The sequence below is a fragment of the Variovorax atrisoli 110B genome, assembly GCF_000382045.1.
Lineage (GTDB): Bacteria > Pseudomonadota > Gammaproteobacteria > Burkholderiales > Burkholderiaceae_C > Variovorax > Variovorax atrisoli.
In genome coordinates, this window is record NZ_KB907463.1 from 17,747 (window position 1) to 38,218 (window position 20,472).

Consider the following 20,472-nt stretch of genomic DNA (forward strand, 5'->3'; position numbering starts at 1 on the left):
TTTCATGGCCGCGCCGGCCTTGCTGCGTCCTGGCGGTAGATCCACCGGAACATCGGCCCCACGATCAGCAGCACCGCCACCAGCCGGCAGACCTGGAAGGCCGTGACCACCGGCACGCCCAGCTGCAGCACCTTGGCGGTGATCGACATCTCCGCGATGCCGCCCGGCGAGGTGCCCAGGATCATCGTGGCCGGATGCAGCCCGGTCGCCCACGCCAGGAGCCAAGCCACCGCGGCGCAGAGCACCAGCATGCCGAAGGTGCCCAGCACCACCGATCCCAGCCAGCGCGGCGCCGTGTGCAGGAATTCGCGGCTGAAGCGCACGCCCAGGCTCACCGCGATGACCAGCTGCGCCGTGTTCGACATCCAGGCGGGCACGGCCGACAGCGACTGGCCGGCGATGGTGAAGCCCATCGCCACCAGCAGCGGCCCGATGAACCACGGGTTCGTTCGCTTCAGCGCGCGCATCGCCAGGGCGCCGACGCCGGTCGCCGCCGCCAGCAGCGCGAGGCCGCCGGGGTTCACCTCGCGCACGCCGGGCGGGTTGATCTCCAGCCCGTGCAGCCCGCTCCACTGCATCGCGAAAGGGATGGTCACCGTCACCACCACCAGCCGCAGGCTGTGCGCCGCGGCCACGAGGTCGGTGCGCGCGCCGGCCGATTCGGCCATCAGCGTCATCTCCGACGCGCCGCCGATGGCGCCCGAGAAGTAAGTCGTGGCTCTCATGGACTTCGCCGGCACATGCGGCATGCGCTTCGCATGCATCGCGTGCAGCCAGCGGCCGAAGCCCACGCCCAGCAGCAGCGCCCAGGCGATCGCCAGCACGATCGCCCACCACACGCTGGCCACCAGCCCGACGACGTGCGGCGTGAAGTAGAGCCCCAGCGCCGTGCCGATGGTCCACTGCCCCAGGTTGCGCAGCGGCGTGAAGCTCGCGGTGGGCGCGCCCGCGATCGAGGCCAGCGACACCGCCAGCAGCGGGCCGATCATCCAGGGCAGCGGGGTGCGCAGCGCGAGGCAGACGCCCGCGGCAGCGAGCGCGAGCAGCAGCGTGGCCAGCACGCGAACGGGATATCGGGAAAGCACGGACCGGAAGAAGGGACGACAGGGAAAAGCGGCGAAGGACGGCACCGCATGCGTGTGCCGAGGGCATAGTATGGCGCGATGCCTCTTCCGTACCGGCCCGCCCGGGCTTACCGGCTCCCGCTGCTGCTCCCTCTCCTGGCCGCCGTCGCGCTCGCGGGCTGCTCGGCGTTCTCGTCACTCACGGCAACGGGTGCCGATGCGCCCGACGCCCCCGTCGCGCGCCGCGTGGCCGCCCTGCAGCCGCTCGATGCCCTGCTGATCGGCGAGCAGCACGATGCGCCGGAGCACCATGTCATCGAGCGCGAGACGGTCGAGGCGCTGGCCGCGCGCGGCCACCTCGCCGCGCTGGCGCTGGAGATGGCCGAGGAAGGGCGCAGCACCGCGCAGCTCGGGCCCGCCGCCACCGAGGCGCAGGTGCAGGCCGCGCTCGACTGGAGCGACAAGGCCTGGCCCTGGGCCAGCTACGGCCCCGCCGTGATGGCCGCCGTGCGCGCCGGCGTGCCTGTGGTCGGCGCCAACCTGCCGCGCTCGCGCATGAAGAACGCGATGGCCGACGTCTCGCTCGACGTGCAGCTCAACGGCGAGGCCTTCAGCGCGCAGCAGGAGGCGGTGCGCGAGGGCCATTGCCGGATGCTTCCCGAATCCCAGATCGTTCCCATGACGCGCATCCAGGTGGGCCGCGACCGCGCGATGGCGCAGGCCATCGTCAAGGCGCGGAAGCCGGGCCAGACCGTGGTGCTGATCGCCGGCGCCGGCCACGTGGTGCGCACGCTCGGCGTGCCGCAGCACCTGCCCGACGACGTGAAGATCGCCACCGTGCGGCTGCTGGCTGCGCCGGCCTCTGCCGCCGGCCCCGAGACCAGCCCTCAGACCGGCCCCCAGACCGGCGACTACGACCGCATCTGGCGCACACCGCCGCTGCCCGAGAAGGACTACTGCGCCGAGTTCAAGCGCCAGGCCAGACCGCAGCCCAGGACCTGAGCCGAGCTGAAAAGAAAAACGCCGCCGGCCCGAAGGCCCGCGGCGTTTTCTGTCGCCCTGGGAACGGCGCAGCTCAGCGTGAGCTGATCGTCGAGACCGCCGAATTGCCCGTCGCCGAGGCGGTGATCTGGTTGCCGGTGGTGCGCAGCGTGCTGTTGCCCACCGGGCCGGAGATGCCGACGCCGAAGTTCACGCTGGTCACCGTGGCCGTCACCGCGCCGGTGTTGACCTGGTAGTTGCCGATGGCGGCGCTCGGCGCACCGGTGTTCAGCGCCGTCTGCGTCACGCGGTTGGTCGCGCTGTTGCCGAAGGCCTGCGCGGCCAGCGTGTTGCCGGTGACGCCGGCCGTGCTGTTCGGCACGCCCCCGACGGTGCCGTTGAGCGCCACCTGGTAGCTGGTGCCCGTGCTGGCGGCCGTCACCGTGCCCGCGTTGTTCTGGCTGTTGAGGATCGCAGCGCTCGCGCCGACATTCAGCGCCAGCGGAGCGCCGACCAGGCTCGACGTGCCCGCCGCGGCCGCGCCGCCGTAGCTGCTGCCCGCGCCCGATTCCAGCACGTTGGTCGCCGCGTTGCCGCGCGCCAGCGCCGCCGTGGTGTTGCCGTCGAGCGAGACGCTGCTGCCGTTGAGCGGCATCACGCCCGACAGCGTGGCGTTGGCCACCGTGTTCGACGTCGCCGTCACGCCCGCGGTGCTGCCCTGCACGTTGAGGATGCCGGCGCTCGCGCCCTGCGTGGCGCTGCTCGCAACGGTGGCCGTGTTGGTCGCGCGATTGGCGGTCGCTTCGGCGAAGGTGCTGTTGCCCGAGATCGTGAGCGCGCCGTTGGCCAGCGTGGTCGTGGGCGCGGCGTTGTCGTCGTTGTGGATCGAGGTGGCGGCCGTGCTGCTCACGGTCGATGCGGCTGTCTGGCGGTTCGACAGCACATGGTCGCCGCTGGCCGTGATGTTGCCGGAGCCGCCGATCTCGCCGAGCGTCGCCGAGCCCGTAGCGCCCGCCGGCTGGGTGTTGACCGCGCTCACGCTCAGCGTGTTGGCCGCGTCGTTCATCACGCCCAGCGCGGCGTTGCCGTTGCCCGAGAGCCGCACGGTCGAGCCGGTGGAGCCGGCCGGCGCGAAGACCTCGAGCGTGGACGAGGCAGTCACCGCCGCGGTGCCCGACTGGCTCGACTGCAGCGCACTGCGCGCGCCCACGTTCGAGCCCGCCAGCGTCACGCTGTTGAGCGCGGTGTTGCCCACGGCCTTGGCGCTCTGGCTGTTGTTCGTCACGCCGAGCGTCGAGGCATTGACGCTGGACAGCGGCGCGGAGTCGATGCCGATGCTGCCGGTGGCGGTGGCCGACACCGCACCGGCGCCGACCTGCACGTTGGCCAGCGCATGGTCGGCCGAGGCCGCCACGGACGAAGCCGTCCCGCCGGTGGCGGTCGCCGATGCCGGCAGCCCTCCGACGATGGCGCCGCCCTTCACGTCGATGCTGTTGGTCGCGGCGCTGCCGGTGGCTGCGGCGGTGGTGACGTTGCCGTCCAGCGTGGCGCTGCTGCCGGCCAGCGCGGTCGGCCCGGTCAGTGTGAGCCTGGTCGCGTTGTTGGCATTGGCGGTCACGGCCGCGCTGCTGTCCTGCGCGTTCAGCACCGCAGTCTTGGCCGACTGCGATGCGCCGCCGGCCAGCGAGGCTGCGTTGGTCGCGCGGTTGGCCGCCGCTTCCGAATACGTGGTGTTGCCCGAAGCGGTGAAGCTGCTGCTGGCCAGGCCTGCGTTGCCGAGCACCAGGCGGTCCTCGTTGTAGATCGCGGTGTCGGCGGTGCTGGTGACCGAAGCGCCGGCCGATTGGCGGTTCACCAGGACCTGGTCGCCCGCCGCGATGGTGTTGCCCGGCAGCGGTCCCTGGCCGATGAGCGCCGGCGCCGGCAGCGCGCTCGACGTACCACCCGCGACGCCGAGCTTGTTGTCCACGTCGTTGATCACGCCCAGCGCCGTGTTGGCGTTGTTCGACAGCTTCACCGAAGAGCCCGACACCGAGGCCGGCGCGAAGGCCTGCATGAAGGAGCGCGCCTCCAGCGCCGCCGCGCTGCCCTGCGAGGACATCAGCGCGGAACGGGCCGACACGTCGGTGGCCGCGAGCGCGATGGCGTTGCTGCCGGTGTTGGCGACGGCCTTCGCGCTCTGCGTGTTGTTCGAAGCGCTCAGCGTCGAACCCGCGATGACCGCACCCGGCGCCGTGTCCACGCCGAAGGCTGCCGCCACCTTGGAAGAGATGGTCGGGCTGGTCACCAGCTGGATGTTCGAGAGCGCATGGTCGGCCACCGCGCCCGCAATACCCCCGACGCTGGTCGCGCCGGCCAGCGGCAGTCCGTTGGCCAGGGCGATGGTGTTGCCCTTCACGTCGATGCGGTTGGCCGCGGCGTTGCCGGTGGCAGAGCCGCCGGCGGAGTTGCCGTCCACCGTGACCTGCGAGCCCACGATGCTCGCGCCGCCCAGCACGACCTGCACGCCGTCCTTGTTGGTCAGCAGCGCGCCTTCCTGGCCGGTGAGCGAGCTCACTGCCGCGCTGGTCAGCTGCAGGTTCTGCACCGCAGTGGTGGTGGCGACGCCGACAGCATCGACGGCCACGCCGCTGTTCGCGCTGTTGCTGGTCGCACCGGCCAGCGTCGCGTTGCCAGTGGCATCGATCCTGGAATTGCCGACCGCGCCGCCGACCGAGATGTTGACCTCGGGCCCGCCGCTGCGCTGCGCCGATACGGAGCCCTGGCCCGACTGCGCGTTCTGCACGCTGAAGGCCGCGTTGGTGGCGAGCGTGTTGCCGGTGAGCGTCGCGCCCGACAGCGACAAGCCGGAGGTGTCGATGTTGTTGCCCGTCACCTTCACCGTGTTGCCGGTGGCGCGGCTGCCGTAGGCCAGCGCCTCGGCCGTGTTGCCCGAGCTGGTGACCGAGCCGTCGGCCAGCGTGCCCGTGACCGTGTTGCGCGCCACGACGCCGCCGGCCGCGATGGCCGAGACGCCGGTGCCCGCGCCCGCCACCGCCTGCGTGTTGGTGACGTTGGCCACCGAGGCATTCGCGCCGCTGACGTTGTTGAGGTTCAGCGTCACGCCGCTGGCCGCGTCGTTGCCGTAGGCCGCGGCGACGAAGGCGTTGCCGCTGTTCGCCACGCTCGCGGCGGAGACGTTGCCGGCCACCGCGGCCGCAAAGGTGTTGGGCCCGGCGGCTGTGGAATCGACGTTCGCCTGCACCGACTGGTCGTTCAGCACGCCGTAGGCGGCGCTCACCGTCGGCAGCGCGCCGGCCGCGTTGCTGAAGGGCAGACCGCTGAGCGCATCGACGGTGACGCTGGATGCCGGCGTGATGCCCAGGCCGGGCGCAGCCGCCACGTTGCCCGCGTTCACGCCGAGGGTGTTGGTGGCCGAGTTGCCGTAGGAGATGGCACGCTGCAGGTTGTCGGTGAGCGAGGCCGAGCCGCCCGCGAGGTTGCCGTTCACCGTCAGCCGCGCCTCGGGGTTCGAGAGCCCCGCGCCGACGGCGGAGTTCGCGTCGTTCATCTGCACGCTCGCGATGCCCGCGCCAGTGCCCACCGAGTTGCCCGAGAGCGTGAGCGTGTTGGTGGCGCCGTTGCCCAGCGCCACGGCTTCCTGCCGGTTGCCGTCCAGCGACAGCGTGCTGTTGCCCACCGCCGCACCGCCGCCGTTGGCGGTCAGCCAGATCTGCGAGCCGATGTTCACGGCCGCGACGCCACCGATGCCGCCTGCATAGTTGCCCTGCAGGTTGGTGAGCGTGGCCGAGCCGCTGGCGGACACGCGTCCGTCGGAGTTGGTGCCGCCCGTGAGCGTGGCGTTGCCGGTTCCCAGCGCCACCGTGCCGGCCTGCAGCGCGAGGCTCTGGGTGATCTGGTTGCCCTGCGCGCTGGCCGCCGAGGTGTTGTCGGAAACACTGACCGAGCTGCCCGTGGTCTGGCCCGTGCCGGGCGACTCACCCGTCTGCGCCGCGATGACCGAAGGCAGCAGCAGCGCGCTGACCGGTGCATTCAAGTTGGCCTGCTGGTTCGACACCGCGGTGGTGCCGGTGAATGAGGCCGCGTTCTTTCCGGTGGCGATGCTGCTGGAGGCCGTGTTGCCGGCGACGGTGGCCGTGATGCTGTTGTCCGCCAGCGTGACCGCGCTGTTCTTGCTCGACTGCACGCCGGCCAGGATCTGCGCACCCATGGTCTGCGCCACGGTCGTCACGCCGAGGTTGCCCTGGCTGTTGACGATGGCCAGGTCGCTGTTGACGTTGCTGGTCACGCCCGCGCCGTTGTGGATGCTGTTGTTGGCCGCCGTGGCCGCGGTGCCGCTGCCCGCGACGCTCACGTCGTCGACCACGATGCGGTTGCCCGCCACGCCGGCCGTGGCGCCCAGCGCCTCGTTGCCCGTGGCCGCGCTGGAGATCGCGTTGCCCTGCACCGACAGCGACCCCTGCAGCACGTTCGAGCCGCCCGCGGGCGCGCCGCTGACGATGCCCAAGACCACCGAGCCGATGTTGGTGGCCGAGCGTGTAGCCAGGATGCCGTTGCCGTTCGCCTGCAGGTTCGCGACCACCGCCGAGCCGGCGAAGGTCGGCGCGCCGCCCGACTGGATCTCGGCCGTGCTGCTGGCGCTGTTGGCCTTGAGCACGGCGGAGATCGAATTGCGCTCCAGCGACGCGGTGGTGGTCAGCGTGTTGCCCGCGTTCGCGGTCAACATCAGGTCGACCGTGTTGCCCAGCACCGTCGCGCTGGAGCCCGTGCCGGTGGCCGACTGCAGCGAGGTGACGACGATGTTGCCCTTGGCGTCGAAGAGCGGCGCACCCGCCGGGTAGGTCAGCACCGAGGTGCCGGCCTGCGCCGGCGCGGCGACGGCCGCCGCGCCCGAGATCACCGAGCTGCCGCTGTTGAGCGTGGTCGTGGCCGAGATGGTGTTGTCTGCGTTCACCACGCTGCCCGACTGCAGCGTGCTTGACTCGGAGGCCAGCTTGCTGCCGGTCACGCTGCTGCCGATGACGCCGGTGTTGGTCGCCACGCCGAGCGTGGCCGCGTTGTTCACCGGCAGGCCGGGTGCGGCCTGGATGCCGTTGCCGAAGCTGTTGCCGGTGGCGGTCGCGCCGATCAGGTTGCCGCTGGTGCTCACCGCCACCGGGTTCGGATTCGACGGCGTGCCGGTGGAGGTCGTGCCCACCGTAGCGCCGGTGATGGTGGCATTGACGTTGGCCGAGTTGGTGGTGCCCGCATTCACCGAGGGCGTGCCGGTGGCGGTGCCGTTGTAGGCGGCGTCCACCGAAGTCTCCGCGGCCTGCGCGCCGGAGGCCGCGGCGATCAGCGCCATCGCGACTGCGGTGCCGATGCTGCTGCGGCTGAACATGGGCGCGCGTGCGGCCCGGCTCTGGATCTTGCGTGCTTTCATGTCGTGACTCCTCGGATGTTGGATGCGTCTGGCTTGGAAAACGGGTGGATGCGCGATGCGTGGATCGCGCCGGGAGCCGGTCAGTCGCCCTTGACGGCGCCGTCGGCAGAAGAAGAAGCGGAAGAAGCTGAAGGGGACGAAGGCGCTGCGCCGCCGACGACCGGGCTGCCGATGCGCAGCTTGGCGATCTCCTGCAGGCCCGGGCCGTCGCGGTGGATCGAGGTGTCGGCCGCGTCGGGCCGCCAGGTGATGCTGATCGCGCCGGGCGCCACGCCGCGATTGGCCAGCGCCGAGGTGACGGCCGCGATGCGCTGGTCGGTGAGCTCGTCGCGCTTGCGGGCGTCCCAGTTCTCGGTGTCGCGCGCCACCAGCACGATGTCGGTCGTGCCCTTCTTGGCAGCGCCGGCGATCTGGTCGATGAGCGCGAGCGAGCTGCCGCCCAGCGTGGTCGCGCCGAAGTCGAAGGGCACCTGCGTCGCCGTGCCCGTGAGGCGCGCACCGCCCGCACCGCCCGCACCGCCGGCATTGACCGCCACGCTGCCCTGCGCCACCGGCGAGGTGACGGCCGCGCCGCCCGTCGCGGCATCGCCCGGGTTGTCGACCTTGCGCAGCTCTGCCGCGGGCGTGAGCGGAATGGGCTCGCCGCCTCCGGGGCGCATCGTCATGCAGGGCCGGTGGTCGACCTGCGTGACGGCGGCCATGAGGCGCACCACGCCCTCTTCCAATGCGGCGCGCACACCCATCTGCACGGGCTCCTGCCCCTTGGCGCCGATGTCGACGTCGTACAGCTTGCTGCCGAAGAAGCGGAACACGTTCAGCCCCACTTCGTAGCCGTTGAACTGCTTGGTGAGGCTCACGGTGCGCACCACCATCAGCGACTTGGTGTCGACGATGCGCAGGTCGATGCTCACCGACTGGCTGAAGGTGCGCGCCTTCACGCCCACCTGGTTCACGCCGAACTCCGCGCCGCCGGAGTTGATGTTGTAGTTGAGCTCGGTGATGCCGCCCACGATGAAGTAGTCGGACTTGTTGATGGTGCCGCCGAAGTACGGCAGCCACGGCACGTTCTGCCCGCCGTTGGGTCCGCCGAGCTGGTGCGTGCGGCCGTCGCCGAGCTGGCGCCGGTCGGCGTACGCGAGCTCGCGCTCTGCGATCACCGGGTCGAAGCGCTCGGCGATGCTCACCGCGCCGCCGAGCTTGCCGAGCGCCGAATACACCATCAGCGCGCCACCCTGCGTGATGGCGTTGCCTTCGTTGATGCTGTACTTGCCGGTGTAGTCCTTCACGTCGCCCACGCCGATGATCACCGGCGGGCGCCGCGTGGCGGCGATGTGGTCGGCGTAGCAGGCGAGCACCGCCTCCATCGGCGTGACGTTGTCGCGCACCGAGGGCCCGAGCACCACCGGAGCCTCGTTCGGTGCGAAGCGCTGCTGCGGCGCGGAGACGCAGCCCGCGAGCGCCAGCGTGGCGACGGCTGCTGCAAGAACGAATGCGCGGCGGATGCGATGCTGCATGACTCGCTCCCGCTCAGTTGAGCACGCCGAAGGCGCAGGCCGAGCTGCCGCCCACGCTCGCGGTCTGCGCACCGGTGTTGCCCTGCGCCGAGTTCAGCGCCTGGTTGGCCGCGCCCTGCACCTGCGAGCTGGTGCCGCCGACGATGCCCGATGCGACCGCGCCCGAATTGGCCTGCGAGGTGCCCACCGTCGCACCGCCCAGCGTGCCTACCGCGGTGCGGCTGTCGTTGCCCGATGCGTTCGATGTGGCGCCTGCCGTGCTCGGCGAATTCGCGACCGTGCTGTTGTTGCCGTCGTTGCCGGTGGAGCTGGCCGAGACGTTGCAGTTGTACTGGCGGCCGATGTAGTTGTTCGTGTTGTAGACCGGTGCCGAGTAGTAGCCGCTCTTCTGCTTGCGGATCATGTCCTGGATCGCGGCCTGGTTGACCTTGTCGGTGCTGGTCTGGAATTGCCATGCGGCGTTCTCGCCGACGTTGTTGGCGTGCGCAGCCAGAGGCACGCACAGCAGTGCCCAAAGAAATACGCGTTGCATGACGATCCCTTTTCTCGAAAACGCCCCCGCTGGATTCACGGGTGCTGCGTTTCGCGAAGGGATGCTAGGGACCGGCTGCCGTGGCCGGTATCCCTGGAACCGGTAGGCGGCATCCCGCGAACCGGTAGAAATAACGAAGAAGGGAAAGGCCGTGCGATCGCCGCGGAACACGCAGGCAGGCAGCGCGCACGACGGCGCGCTCATTCACGCGGCACGGGCTGGCTAGTCGCCGAACCAGAGCAGCAGCCAGACGCTGACCGAACCGAGAACCACCGTCATCAGCACGACCTCCCCGGTCGTGGGCAACGGCCTGTCCATCCAGCGTTCGATGTTTTTCGACATCCTCGTCCCCCGGTCTTGGAATGGGGGCGCAGCGTGATGCAATCGCGCGCTTTTGTCAAAGCAGCAGAAATACTTCTTGCAATCTTGCGCACTCGATCAGGCAGTCGAAGGATTCAGAAAGACAGCTGCATCGTTTCCGGCCACCCGGCCTTTTCGTCGACGCGCGCCTCGGCCGCCGGCAGCGCGCCTTCATGCTCCAGCAGGCGCTGCTTGCGCAGGACCCCGCCCGCGTAGCCCTTGAGCTGGCCGTTCCTGCCGATCACGCGATGGCACGGCACGACGATGCTGACGGGGTTCGATCCGTTGGCCGCGCCGATGTCGATGGCCGCGCGCGGATCGTCGAAGCCCAGATGTCTCGCGAGCTCGCCATAGCTGGTGGTGCGGCCCGCCGGAATGCGGCGCAGCGCGGCCCACACCTTGCGCTGCAGTGCATCGCCGAGCGTGGCAACGGGCAGCGCGTCGATGGCGGCGAGGTCGCCTTCGAAGTAGCGGCGCAGGGCATCGGCCACCGCATGCGGCGCGACGATGCCTTCGGCCAGCTCGATCGGGTCTTCGTGCAGCTGGCGCAGGAGACGGTGCAGGCGGGCGCGATGGTCCGCGAAGTCCAGCGCATGGATCGCGCCGGTGTCGTCGGTGACGAGAAGAAGCTCGCCCAGCGGCGAGGCCAGGCGGCTGAGTTGCAGCTTCAGCATGATCGTGTCCTTCAAAAGCAAAGGCAAAGACAAAGGCGGTGGGGCCGCGAACATCCACATGCTGCGCGTTCCCCGCCGCCTTCACCGGCCGTATCCGGACATCGATCTGCGGCTTCCGCCGCGAGGCCTTTCAGCGTTCGTTCAGGCGTGCGCCTTGATCGAGTCGGCCAGCGTGTTCACCAGCGTGTCGATGTGCGACTTCTCGACGATGTACGGCGGCGCGATCACCAGCACGTCGCCCGCGGGACGCACCAGCGCGCCCTTGTGGAAGCAGTCGAGGAAGATCTCGTAGGCGCGCTTGCCCGGCGTGCCCGCGATGGGCGCGAGCTCCACCGCCGCGGCGAGGCCGAGGCTGCGGATGCTGATGACGTTGGGCAGGCCCTTGAGCGTGCCGTGGAATGCGTCACCCAGCACCTTGCCCATTTCGCCGGCGCGCGCGAAGAGGTTCTCCTGCTTGAACAGATCGAGCGTGGCGATGGCCGCGGCGCATGCCACGGGGTGGCCCGAGTAGGTGTAGCCGTGGAAGAACTCGACCACGTGCTCGGGTGCGTCGGTCTTCATCATCGCGTCGTAGAGCTTGTCGCGGCAGATCACGCCGCCCAGCGGGATGACGCCGTTGGTCACGCACTTGGCGAAGTTCAGCATGTCGGGCACCACGCCGAAGTAGTCGGACGCGAAGTTGGTGCCCATGCGGCCGAAGCCGGTGATGACCTCGTCGAAGATCAGCAGGATGCCGTGCTTGTCGCAGATCTCGCGCAGGCGCTTGAGGTAGCCCTTGGGCGGGAGGTACCAGCCGGCCGAGCCCGCCACCGGCTCCACGATGATCGCGGCCACGTTGCTCGGGTCGTGCAGCGGCAGGATGCGCGTCTCGAGCTCGACCAGCGGGTCTTCGGCCCACACCGGCTCCTCGTTGTGGATGTAGGCGTGGTTCACCGGGTCGTGGATGAAGCGCATGTGGTCCACCCGCGGCAGGAAGGCCGAGCCGAACACCTTGCGGTTGCCCGGGATGCCGCCTACCGACATGCCGCCGAAGCCCACGCCGTGGTATCCCTTCTCGCGGCCGATGAACACGTTGCGGTGGCCCTCGCCGCGCGCGCGGTGGTAGGCCAGCGCCACCTTCATCGAGGTATCGGCGGCTTCGGAGCCCGAGTTGCAGAACAGCACCTTGTTGAGGTCGCCGGGGGCGAGCGAGGCGATCATCTCGGCCGCCTTGAAGGCGCGGTCGTTGCTCACCTGGAAGGCGGTGGCGTAGTCGAGCGTGTCGAGCTGCTTCTTGATCGCCTCGTTGATCGGCTTGCGGTTGTGGCCCGCGCCCACGCACCACAGCGACGAGATGCCGTCGATCACCTTGCGGCCATCGTGGGTGGTGAACTCCATGCCGTCGGCCGCGACGAACACGCGCGGGTCCTTGCGGAAATGACGGTTGGGGGTGAAGGGCAACCACTGGTTGTCCATGTTGAAGTCCTGGTAGGCCATGTCTCGCTCCTGCGGTTGGGGGATCTGGGAGGGGAAAATCGCGATTCTGGCACCCCTGCGACAATCCCACCCCTGGATCCGGATAACCCCAGGCTTGCCGACCCCATGCGGCCGACAGTCCCCTCAACGGGAGCGCGGCCCGGCCAAGCCGGACATGCGGCATCCCTGGAAAGAAGACCGATGCAGGCAGCGTGGCCGCCTGCGGAGTGATCGAGCAACCGAACTGATATGACAACGAATACGCCCGCCTACATCCTGAACCTCTACTGCCCCGACCGCACGGGCATCGTGCACGCCGTCTCGGGCTTCCTGCTCGAGCGGGGGGCCAACATCGAGGAGGCGGCCCAGTACAACGACCACGACACGGGCCTGTTCTTCATGCGCGTGCGCTTCGCCTGCGGCGCGCACAGCGAGAGCGTGCTGCGCGAGGAGCTCAAGGCCTTCGCCACGGGCTTCGGCATGACGCTGCAGCTGCACGCGGCCGCCGAGCCGATGAAGACGGTGATCATGGTGAGCAAGGAAGGCCACTGCCTCAACGACCTGCTGTTCCGCTGGAAGAGCGGGCTGCTGGCCATCGACGTGCGCGCCATCATCTCGAACCACCGCGACTTCTACCAGCTGGCCGCCAGCTACAACGTGCCCTTCCACCACATCCCGGTGACGGCTGCGACCAAGGCGCAGGCCGAGGCGAAGCAGCTGGAGATCATCGAGGCCGAGGGTGCCGAGCTCGTGGTGCTCGCGCGCTACATGCAGATCCTGAGCGACAACCTGTGCCGCAACCTCTCGGGCCGCGCGATCAACATCCATCACTCGTTCCTTCCCAGCTTCAAGGGCGCCAAGCCCTACTACCAGGCCCACGACCGCGGCGTGAAGCTGATCGGCGCGACCGCCCACTACGTGACGGCCGACCTCGACGAAGGCCCGATCATCGAGCAGGACGTGGCCCGCGCGGACCACACCGACACGGTGGAGGACCTCACGGCCCGCGGCCGCGACACCGAGAGCCAGGTGCTGGCCCGCGCGGTGAAGTGGCACAGCGAACACCGCGTGCTGCTGAACGGGCACCGGACGGTGGTGTTCCGCTGAACTTCCATCCGGGAAGACCCGCCGTCAGGCGGGTGTAGCATCCTCGCGCCAGAAAAAGAGGAGAAGGCGCGATGGGACGTTGGATCGGTAGGGTGTTGCTGGCCGTGCTTGCGGCCGGCCTGTTCGGGTGCTCGGCCAGCGGGCCCCGGTTCTCGGAGATGGCGGGCAGCATGCCGTCGCTGGGCGAGAACGAAGGGCGGATCTACTTCTATCGCAACTCCATCCTGGGTGCGGCAATCCAGCCCGATGTCGCGGTCAACGGCCAGGTGGTGGGCACGTCGCGACCCAACAGCTTCTTCTACATCGACCGGCCGGCCGGTACCTATCGGGCCAGTGCCCGGACCGAAGCCGAAGGCACGATCGACGTCGTGCTGCGGCCGAAGCAGACAGCCTATGTCTTGATGAGCATCAGCATGGGCCTGCTCGTCGGACGACCGGAGTTCCAACGTGTTTCCGAGGCCGAGGGCCGAAAGGAACTTCAGTCCCTGGCCTATGACGATGCCTTTGCTTCCGCCCGGACGGCCAAGGCTTCGACCTCCGTGCCGTCCGCAGGCAATGCGGCGGCCTCAACGCCCCCATCCCCCGCGGCAGTGAGCAAGCCCGTGTCCCCCGCAGCAACTGTGGCCGCCGCGCCTCTTGCATCCGCCCCACCGCCAGCGGCAGCCGCGCCAGCGCCATCGCCCGCCGCTCGCCCCCCTGCTCCGGCACCGCCCGAAGCCACGCCCTTTGCCAAGACCTCCTTGAACGATCTGCGGTTGCTCCTGCAGGCCAACCGCTGAGATGCGCGCGATGAAATACCTGTCCTCCCCCGCGCTTGCAGCGCTCGCCATCGCGCTGCCCATCCTGACGGCACACGCACAGGATTCGCGCAGCGGCGCAGCGCTCCCGCCCGATGCACTCTTCGCCCGCGTCTCGCCCAGCGTCTGGGTGGTGCAGGCCAGCGACGCACAAGGCAAGGTGCTCGCCACCGGCAGCGCGGTCGCCACCGGCGCGGGCACCGCGGTCACCAGCTGCCAGTTGCTCGCGAAGGCCGGCTCGGTGACGCTGAAGCGCGACAACGTGAGCTACGGTGCAGCGCTGGCGCTGCCCGATGTGGAGCGCGATCTGTGCCAGCTGCGCATTGCGAACCTGCCCGCTGCCGTCGCCGAAGTGGCACCGGCGAATGCACTGCAGGTTGGCATGCCGCTGTACGTGATCGGCGCCCCCCGAGGCAGGGAACTGACGCTGGGCATCGGCATGCTGGGCGGCATCCGCCGGAACGCAGCGGGCGAACTCGAAGCCCTGCAGTTGACCGCGGCAGCCGAGTCAGGGCTTGGCGGCGCGGGGGTCTTCGACGCACAAGGCCGCCTCGTGGGCTTGCTGCCGGCCTCGGCAGCCGGCACGGCAGTCGCGAACCTCGCCATGCCGGCGTCCTGGATTGCGCAGCTGCCAGAGCGCGGCAAGCGGGCGATCGAGCGGCTGGCGTCCCTGCCAGCCACAGCCTCAGGCAACTCCGGCACTGCGGCCACTGTCGCCAGCCAGGCAACTGCAATGGCGGGCCGGCCAAGCGTCATCGAATATCAGCTGCACGACCGCCTCACCAACACCTACCGCAAGGTGGTCTACAGGATCGACCCATCGACCGACGAGCAGATCAGCTTCAACAACGGTGGCTGGGTGGAAAAGCCGAGCGGCGAAGTCGTCAGCGTCACGTCGGCCATCGCAGGCGAATTCGATTCGGTCATGCCCCCGGGCGGCTGGACCAAGGAGAACCTCAAGGAAGAAGCCGCCTGGAGAGCCCGCTACAGCTCCACGCTGGGCGGCTCGCGTTCCAACATGGACCTGAATGCGACAGTGATGGAGGACACCGCGCTGACCGTCGGGGGCAGGGAATTCAAGGTCGTACGCATCGAGTACAGGGGGTACACGCAGCGCTTCCCGAACGCGGGCTCCGTGTTCGGAAACCAGTACGGCCGCTACGTGGCGAACGTCTGGTTCTCGCCAGAACTGAGGCGAGTAGTGCGCTTCGAGGCCGAGACACGGGGTGGCGCGGGGAGCGTCGCCTTCCAGGTACGCGAAACCCTCGAGCTGGTCAGCATCCGCTAGGGAGCTTGATGCGGCGGGGCTGCCTCGCAAGGCAGCCCCGCGCGCCGGTGGCGTCAGTTGCGATACGGATTGTTCGGCCGGCGGTCGTAGCGGTTCGGCACGCCATCGCCGTCACGGTCCCAGCGGCCTGCGTTGTAGACCCAGCGGCCGCCGTCCTGGCGCCACTCCGGCGGACGGTAGGCGTAGCCCGGGCGGGCGCGGACCCAGCCGCCGCGGATCCACACATGGCGGCCGCCGCGCCACTCGTAGTGCCCCGGCGCCCACACGTAGCCGCGGCGCGGCGGCGGAACGCGTTCATAGCGCGGCGGGGGCGGAGGCACCTGGATGGTGACCACCGGTTGTGCCTGCGCAGCCGTCGGAACGGTCAGTGCGCCCACCGAGAGAAGCGATGCAGCGCCGACGGAAAGAGCCAATGCGAGTTTTTTCATGAAGGACTCCTCATGAGTTGTTGGAGGAGCCTTCATGCTGCCGAGCCGTTGTGAACCTCCTGTAAGCCGCGCGCGAAGTCTTGTGTAAAGCTGTGACGCGCGTTTGGGGCCTTTTCGGCTCTTGCTAGCGCTCACTCACTCGTGCGCAAGAACCGTTGAAAGCTCATTCCTGCAGCTCGTGCAGGTCGATGACCGAGGCCATGGCCGCATGGCCGGCCTTGTTGGGATGCAGGTGGTCGCCCGAATCGAACAGCGGGTTCAGCGCCTGCGGATCGGCCGGGTCGCGCAGCGCGGCATCGAAGTCGATCACGCCGTCGATGTCCTGCTTGCCGCGAATCCAGCGGTTGACGGCCTCGCGCATGGCCTCGCTCGATTCGCTCCAGTAGGGCGTGTTCCTGAAGGGCGGCACGGTGCCGATCAGCACCTTCACGCCCTTGGCCCGCGCCTGCTTCACGAGCTGCTGCAGCCCCTCGGTGATGCGCTCGGCCGTCGGCATGTCGCGCGGCTTCAGCTCTGCGCCCGGCACCTTGGCGAACATCGCGCGGCCGATGTCGTTGGTGCCCAGCAGGATGATCGCGTGCGTCACGCCGCTCTGCTTGAGCACGTCGAGCTCGAAGCGCGAGAGCCCGCTGGGCCCGATGCCATCGGCCAGCAGGCGGTTGCCGCCGATGCCCAGGTTGAGCACCGCGACGTCCTGCCCGCCGGGCTGGGTGTCGCGCAGGCGGGTGGCGAGCATGTCGGGATACGAACCCAGCGTGGCCTCCGCGCCGCCCGCGGTGATCGAGTCGCCGAAGGCCACGACGGTGCGGATCGACTTGGTCGTGAGCACGTCCAGCCCCGTCACGATCTGGTTGAACGATAGCGGCACGGGGTCCTGCAGCTTCGCCGCCTTCACTACGTTGCCGGGCGCCATCCATGTCGTGCCCGGCTCCTGCAGGGCGACGGTGGCGAAGGGCGCGCCGCGATCGAAGAAGGCGCTCACGATCACGGTCTGGCCCGCCTGCACCGCGAGATCGACGCCGTCGCTCCACACCTCGGCGCCTGGCGCGATGGTGACGCTGGTCCGCCCGCCGAAGCGCAGCTCGCGCAGGGTGGCCGGCGAGAAGGCTTCGGCGCCGGTGCCACGCGCCGCGCTCGCGGCGGCGATGCGCAGCGGCGCCTTGCCGAAGCGGTTGGAGAAACGGATGCGAACACGCTCGCCGTCGAGCGACAGTTCCACCTTCTGGCGGAGCGTGCGCCCGCGCAGATCATTGCCCGCCGGAGACGAGTACTTGGCGCCGCCCGGGCTCATGGCAAGCTCGGCGAAGTCGAGAGGCGCCACGGCCCAGCTCGCGACCCAATGCGCCTCCGCAGGCTGGCGCGGACGCCCGTCGGGCGTGACGGCCTGGACGCCGACGGCAAGCAGGGCAAGGAGGAAGGCAGCCACCCAGTGCGCGACGGCCACGTCGCGGAGGCGGGCTGCCCATCGGGAGACCAGATTCATGCGCGCAAAGCGGCCCAGTGTACGGAGCCACTGTTCCCCCGCGCGTGACGAGGTCTAAAGCCCGGTTACCAGGTGTCTACGTACGCAACCGCCGGCCCTTGCGCCTTCGTGGCCGACGACAGCCCACGCACCAGCCAGGTGCGCGTATCGGCCGGGTCGATCACCGCGTCGATCTCCAGCGTCTGCGCCATGTGGATGGCCTCGCCGTTCTCGTACTGCTGCGCCACCAGCTTCTTGAAGAGCGCATCGCGCTCGGCGCCCTCGGATGCGGCGGCCAGCTCCTTGCGGAAACCCAGCCGCACGGCGCCTTCGAGGCCCATCGCCCCGAACTCGCCCGTGGGCCATGCCACGGTGAAGACCGGCGCATCGAAGCCGCCCGCCGTCATCGCCTGCGCACCGAGGCCATAGCCCTTGCGCAGCACCACCGCGAAGAATGGCACGCGCAGGTGCGAGGCCACCATGAACATGCGGCACACGTGGCGCACCTGCGCCTGCGCCTCGATCTCGGGCCCGACCATGAAGCCCGGCGTGTCGCACAACGAAACAATTGGCAGGCCGTGCGCGTTGCACAGCTGCATGAAGCGCGCGGACTTGTCGGCCGCCTCCACGTCGATCGCGCCGCCCAGGTGATGCGGGTTGTTGGCCATCAGCCCGACCGGCCTGCCCTCGATGCGCGCGAGCGCGGTGACGATGCCCGCGCCGAAGCCCGCGCGCAGTTCGAGCAGCGAGCCGGTGTCGGCCACGCCGCGCATCGCGGCGCGCACGTCGTACACGCGCAGCCGGTTCTCGGGCACCACATGACGCAGCGTGCGCGGGTCGGCGCACTGCCAGTCGGAGGTCGCGCCCTGGAAGTACGAGAGGTACTGCTTCGCCGCGGCCACCGCGGCGGCCTCGTCCTCCACGAGGATGTCGATCACGCCGTTGCGCGACTGCACGCCGCTCGGCCCGATCTGCTCCGGCGCGAAGGTGCCGAGCCCGCCGCCCTCGATCATCGCGGGGCCGCTCATGCCGATGTTGCTGCCCCTGGTGGCGATGATCACGTCGGCGCAGCCCAGCAGCGCCGCATTGCCCGCAAAGCAGCGCCCATGCACGATGCCCACCACGGGCACCTTGCCCGACAGCGCCGCGAACTGGCTGAAGGTGTGGTTGTTGAGGCCGGCCACGATGGGCATGTCGGTGTCGCCAGGCCGTCCGCCGCCGCCTTCGGCGAACAGCACCACCGGCAGCTTCAGCTGATGCGCCACCGCCAGCAGCCGGTCGGTCTTGTGGTGGTTGCGCATGCCCTGCGTGCCGGCCAGCACGGTGTAGTCGTAGGCCAGCACCGCGCAGCGCGAAGCCTCGGGCCCGAACTGCTTCGCGTTGACGCTGCCCAGCCCGGTGACCATGCCGTCTGCGGGCGTGTTGGCGATGAGGTCTTCCAGCGTGCGGCGGCGCGTCTGCGCGGCGATGGCGAGCGCGCCGTACTCGATGAAGTTGGCTGGGTCGGACGCGGTGTCGCACAGGTCCGCGATGTTCTCGCGCGCGGTGCGCCCGCCCTGCGCATGGCGCTTGTCGACGGCCGCCTTGCGGTTGGCGTCGAGCGTGTAGGCATGGCGGTCGATCACCTTCCGAAGGTCGGGGCGGATAGTGTCCAGGTCCTGCTCCGCGCGGGCTTCCGCCTGCACGGCCTGCGCATCGACGGCCTCGAGCTTCACCAGCGACTGCCCTTCGACGAGATAGTCGCCGGGCGCCGCCAGCAATGCCACCACGCGGCCGGCCACGGGCGCGTGCAGCAGGTGCTCCATCTTCATCGCCTCGAGCACGCCGAGCTGCGCGCCCACCGGCAGCACGTCGCCCACCTCGACCTCGAACTGCACGAGGCGCGCGGGCATCGGGGCCTTGACGGTCAATTCGTCCGATCCGTCGTCGGCGGCAACGGGCAGCGGCTCCGCGGACGCAGCCGCGGTCTTTCGCACCTGCTTCTCGAAGGCCGAGGCAGCGGCGAGCAGATCGCCCAGGTGCGCCTCCACGAAGCGCGTGTGCACCGCCTGCGCGGCGAACTCGGGCCGCGCAGCGATGGCGCGCAGCAGCAGCAGGTTGGTGGCGATGCCCTCGATGTGGCATTCGTCGAGCGCGCGCAGCGAGCGGCGCAGCGCGTCCTCGAAGCGCGGCGAGGGCGAATGCACGATGAGCTTGGCCAGCAGCGTGTCGTAGTGCGGCGAAGGCGCGAGGCCCGCGTAGCCGTGCGTGTCCACGCGCACGCCGGGGCCCGCCGGCAGGTCGAAGCGCGCGAGCGTGCCGCCCGAGGGCCGCGCATTGCCCTGCGCGTCGAGCGTCTCGGCGTTGATGCGCCACTGCACCGCGAAGCCGCGCTGCGGCGCCGTGCGATCTGCCTCCACGCCGAGTTCGCCGAGCAGCTGGCCAGCGGCCACGGCGATCTGCAGCTGCACCAGGTCCAGCCCCGTCACCGCCTCCGTCACGGTGTGCTCGACCTGCAGGCGCGGATTGGCTTCGATGAACACGAAGGGCAGCGTCGCCGATGCCGCGTCGACCAGGAACTCGAAGGTGCCGAGGCCGCGGTAGCCCACCGCCTTGGCCATGCGCAGCGCGGCCTGCGTGACCTGCGCGCGCAAGGCCTCGGGCAGCGAGGGACTGGGCGCGATCTCCACCAGCTTCTGGAAGCGCCGCTGCAGCGTGCATTCGCGCTCGCCGAGGCTGGCCACGGACTTGCCGTCGCCGATCACCTGCACCTCGATGTGCCTCGCGTTCAGCATCAGCCGCTCGACGTACACCCCCTCGATGCCGAACGCCGCCTTCGCCTCGGACATGCAGCGCGCATGCGCCTCGGGCAGCTCCTGCGCGTTCAGCACCGCGCGCATGCCGCGCCCGCCGCCGCCGCCGATGGCCTTGACCATCACGCCCGCGCCCTGCGCCTGGTGGTCGGAGAAGAAGGCCTGCGCCTGCGCGAGCGTCACGGCGCCGGCGCTGCCGGGCATCACCGGCACGTCGCATTGCGTGGCGAGTTCGCGCGCGCGTGCCTTGTCGCCGAACAGGCCGAGCTGCTCGGGCGTGGGGCCGATGAAGACCAGGCCCGCATCCGCGCAGGCCTGCGCGAAATCGGCGCGCTCGCTGAGGAAGCCGTAGCCGGGATGCACCGCATCGCAGCCCTGCGCCTTCGCCACCTCGATCAGCGCGGCGGCATCGAGGTATGCGGAAGGGCCGGTGGCATCGAGCGCCACCGCGGTATCGGCCAGCTGAGCATGCAGTGCGGCGGCATCGTCGCGCGCATGCACCGCCACGCTTGCGATGCCCAGGTCGCGCAGCGCACGCACCAGGCGCACCGCGATCTCGCCGCGGTTGGCAATCAGAACTTTGGAGAACAGCAAAC

At 69.9% G+C, this 20,472-nt stretch carries 13 protein-coding genes; 4 read left to right on the forward strand and 9 right to left on the reverse strand.

Annotation, left to right across the window (positions count from 1 at the left end; genetic code table 11):
- Positions 1-2: 2 nt before the first annotated feature.
- Positions 3-1,085, reverse strand: coding sequence for an AbrB family transcriptional regulator (locus G369_RS0128700; protein ID WP_019657517.1), 1,083 nt, complete (start codon positions 1,083-1,085; stop codon positions 3-5).
- 78 nt (positions 1,086-1,163) lie between these two features.
- Here G369_RS0128700 and G369_RS0128705 point away from each other — a divergent pair, with 78 nt between their 5' ends.
- Positions 1,164-2,066, forward strand: a complete 903-nt coding sequence (locus tag G369_RS0128705; RefSeq protein ID WP_019657518.1) for a ChaN family lipoprotein — start codon at positions 1,164-1,166, stop codon at positions 2,064-2,066.
- Between the two features lie 73 nt (positions 2,067-2,139).
- Here the strand turns inward: G369_RS0128705 and G369_RS0128710 are convergent, their stop codons facing one another.
- The 5 genes from G369_RS0128710 to aptA form a co-directional block, all read right to left on the reverse strand.
- Positions 2,140-7,467, reverse strand: coding sequence for a beta strand repeat-containing protein (locus G369_RS0128710; RefSeq protein WP_019657519.1), 5,328 nt, complete (start codon positions 7,465-7,467; stop codon positions 2,140-2,142).
- A gap of 80 nt (positions 7,468-7,547) precedes the next feature.
- On the reverse strand, positions 7,548-8,981 hold the full coding sequence (locus G369_RS36535) for a CsgG/HfaB family protein (protein WP_080647932.1): 1,434 nt from the start codon (positions 8,979-8,981) through the stop codon (positions 7,548-7,550).
- Between the two features lie 13 nt (positions 8,982-8,994).
- On the reverse strand, positions 8,995-9,513 hold the full coding sequence (locus G369_RS0128720; RefSeq protein WP_063827435.1) for a hypothetical protein: 519 nt from the start codon (positions 9,511-9,513) through the stop codon (positions 8,995-8,997).
- Between the two features lie 455 nt (positions 9,514-9,968).
- A complete protein-coding gene (locus G369_RS0128730) occupies positions 9,969-10,547 on the reverse strand; it encodes a methylated-DNA--[protein]-cysteine S-methyltransferase (protein ID WP_020723337.1) in 579 nt (192 codons plus the stop codon).
- A 141-nt stretch (positions 10,548-10,688) separates the two neighbouring features.
- Entirely contained in the window at positions 10,689-12,023 is a 1,335-nt protein-coding gene (gene aptA / locus G369_RS0128735; protein WP_019657523.1) for an omega-aminotransferase AptA, read from the reverse strand.
- A gap of 228 nt (positions 12,024-12,251) precedes the next feature.
- Here aptA and purU point away from each other — a divergent pair, with 228 nt between their 5' ends.
- The 3 genes from purU to G369_RS0128750 all read left to right on the forward strand — a co-directional run bounded on the left by purU (position 12,252) and on the right by G369_RS0128750 (position 15,194).
- On the forward strand, positions 12,252-13,109 hold the full coding sequence (gene purU / locus G369_RS0128740) for a formyltetrahydrofolate deformylase (RefSeq protein ID WP_019657524.1): 858 nt from the start codon (positions 12,252-12,254) through the stop codon (positions 13,107-13,109).
- A gap of 71 nt (positions 13,110-13,180) precedes the next feature.
- Positions 13,181-13,888: a DUF2846 domain-containing protein gene (locus G369_RS0128745; RefSeq protein WP_019657525.1), complete on the forward strand. Its 708-nt coding sequence runs from the start codon at positions 13,181-13,183 to the stop codon at positions 13,886-13,888.
- Between the two features lie 10 nt (positions 13,889-13,898).
- Entirely contained in the window at positions 13,899-15,194 is a 1,296-nt protein-coding gene (locus G369_RS0128750; RefSeq protein WP_038116195.1) for a S1 family peptidase, read from the forward strand.
- A gap of 53 nt (positions 15,195-15,247) precedes the next feature.
- Here G369_RS0128750 and G369_RS0128755 read toward each other — a convergent pair whose 3' ends face one another.
- The 3 genes from G369_RS0128755 to G369_RS0128765 all read right to left on the reverse strand — a co-directional run bounded on the left by G369_RS0128755 (position 15,248) and on the right by G369_RS0128765 (position 20,467).
- On the reverse strand, positions 15,248-15,622 hold the full coding sequence (locus G369_RS0128755) for a YXWGXW repeat-containing protein (RefSeq protein WP_019657527.1): 375 nt from the start codon (positions 15,620-15,622) through the stop codon (positions 15,248-15,250).
- Between the two features lie 163 nt (positions 15,623-15,785).
- Complete coding sequence (locus tag G369_RS0128760; protein ID WP_208604412.1) at positions 15,786-17,105, reverse strand: SGNH/GDSL hydrolase family protein; 1,320 nt, start codon at positions 17,103-17,105, stop codon at positions 15,786-15,788.
- A 65-nt stretch (positions 17,106-17,170) separates the two neighbouring features.
- Positions 17,171-20,467 (reverse strand): carboxyl transferase domain-containing protein, encoded by a 3,297-nt coding sequence (locus G369_RS0128765; protein WP_026346726.1) that lies wholly within the window; start codon positions 20,465-20,467, stop codon positions 17,171-17,173.
- Positions 20,468-20,472: the final 5 nt, after the last annotated feature.